At 35.3% G+C, this 1,480-nt stretch carries 2 protein-coding genes; one reads left to right on the top strand and one right to left on the bottom strand.

Going from position 1 to position 1,480, the window contains the following annotated elements:
* Window positions 1-249 precede the first annotated feature (249 nt).
* Window positions 250-552: a DUF2316 family protein gene (locus tag FC27_RS11410; RefSeq protein ID WP_010625600.1), complete on the top strand. Its 303-nt coding sequence runs from the start codon at window positions 250-252 to the stop codon at window positions 550-552.
* 307 nt (window positions 553-859) lie between these two features.
* Here the strand turns inward: FC27_RS11410 and FC27_RS11405 are convergent.
* On the bottom strand, window positions 860-1,480 hold a 621-nt coding region (locus tag FC27_RS11405), incomplete at its 5' end, for an FAD-dependent oxidoreductase (RefSeq protein ID WP_162253189.1).

Below are 1,480 nucleotides of genomic sequence, written 5' to 3'. Positions count from 1 at the left end.
CTGACTTACCTTGGTTTAGATCAAGCTAGCCGTGAAACGATGTTAGACCAAATTGATTTTGGCTAACAAAGAAGCTATAAATGGGCACTCATTGATGATGGTATAGCAGGATTGGCTACCGTTATTTTCTTAAAACACGGTGCATATATGACTGGCGAAAAATTCATATCTGAATAATTAACAACTCTTGTGAATGGCTGACTCAGCCTTCTCGTCAGCATGATTTTAATAGCGAAAGAGAGAAATAAAATGTCTTTAAATTTTATAGAGCGTATCAATACTAGTAAAGAGCTTCGTCAAAATCTAAAATTAAGTCATTTGACTATTGAACATGTAGCCATTGACTTAAATACTTCTGTACAAAAAATCAATCAAATATTAGAACTAGATCACGTTTCACCTGAAGATCCTTGGATTTTGAAAGAATATTTATCGAATAAGCTACAAAGCCAAGGAATAATTGGCTATCCCTATTCAAAACTAGTTGGTGACTTTCGTGATTATTGGTTTTTGGATACAAAAAAAATAGCCAACCAGCAACTATCAAAATAATTACAGACAAAAATGATCTTATACTCAAAAAATTGTCCATTTTTTAAGTATAAGATCATCTTTTTTCGTTGTATTCTATGTGGTTAATCTCACACCAGCTTGCCCCAGAGGATAGCGTTCTGCATGACATGCTCTCACTGAAGGTGATCATACAATGATAAATTGTCATGTCACGGCGTGACCCATTGGTGCAATGTATCATGTACCAAAACAAAAAACCACTAGGGTATACTGAAGTGCCATAAAAAAGTTAGGCATTTAGATAAGACCTTGAGTATTTTTGTTTTAATTTGTTATAAATGATTTATTAAATTTGATCAAACAAATCATTTAATGCCTCCGTCATTGTTGGATGCGTGTATATTTGATCGCGCAAAGTCTCAGCTGAAAGATGGTTTTGCATCGCTAGACTAATGATATTAATCGTCTCAAATGATTCCTCAGCATAAATAGTTGTACCCAAAATTTGATGTGTCTGTGGATCTATTAATGCTTTATAGTTACCTCTTGGATTACCAATTACTTGTGTCTTAGGAACACTAGCTGCTGGCATCTTCAGTACTTTATAATCAATGCCTGCCTCATTCAGCTGTGCCTCTGTTTTTCCGACACTACTAATAGCCGGATTTAGAAAAATAGTATTCGCAAATACTGGTCGATTTAAACGACTTCGTGTCTTATCGCCATATAGATGATTAGCCATAATACGCCAATCATCTAACGAAATATACGTGAATTGTGGCCCGCCGGTAACATCACCTAAAGCATAGACATCTTTAGCATCTGTTTCTAGTATATCATTGACTAAAATTTCACCGTGACTACCTGTTTTAATACTAGTTCTTTCTAGGTGCAAATCGGTCACATTAGCTTTACGTCCCGTAGCAACTAATAACCCATCGGCCTGTATATTTTTAATCCCTTTTGG

This window comes from Companilactobacillus versmoldensis DSM 14857 = KCTC 3814 (genome assembly GCF_001434295.1).
In the GTDB taxonomy this organism is placed as follows: domain Bacteria; phylum Bacillota; class Bacilli; order Lactobacillales; family Lactobacillaceae; genus Companilactobacillus; species Companilactobacillus versmoldensis.
This window is presented reverse-complemented; position numbering and strand designations above follow the sequence as displayed.

Bases quoted from the DNA above. Each gene is read 5' to 3' on its own strand.
- FC27_RS11410 (WP_010625600.1), top strand. From the start codon at position 250: ATGTCTTTAAATTTTATAGAGCGTATCAATACTAGTAAAGAGCTTCGT.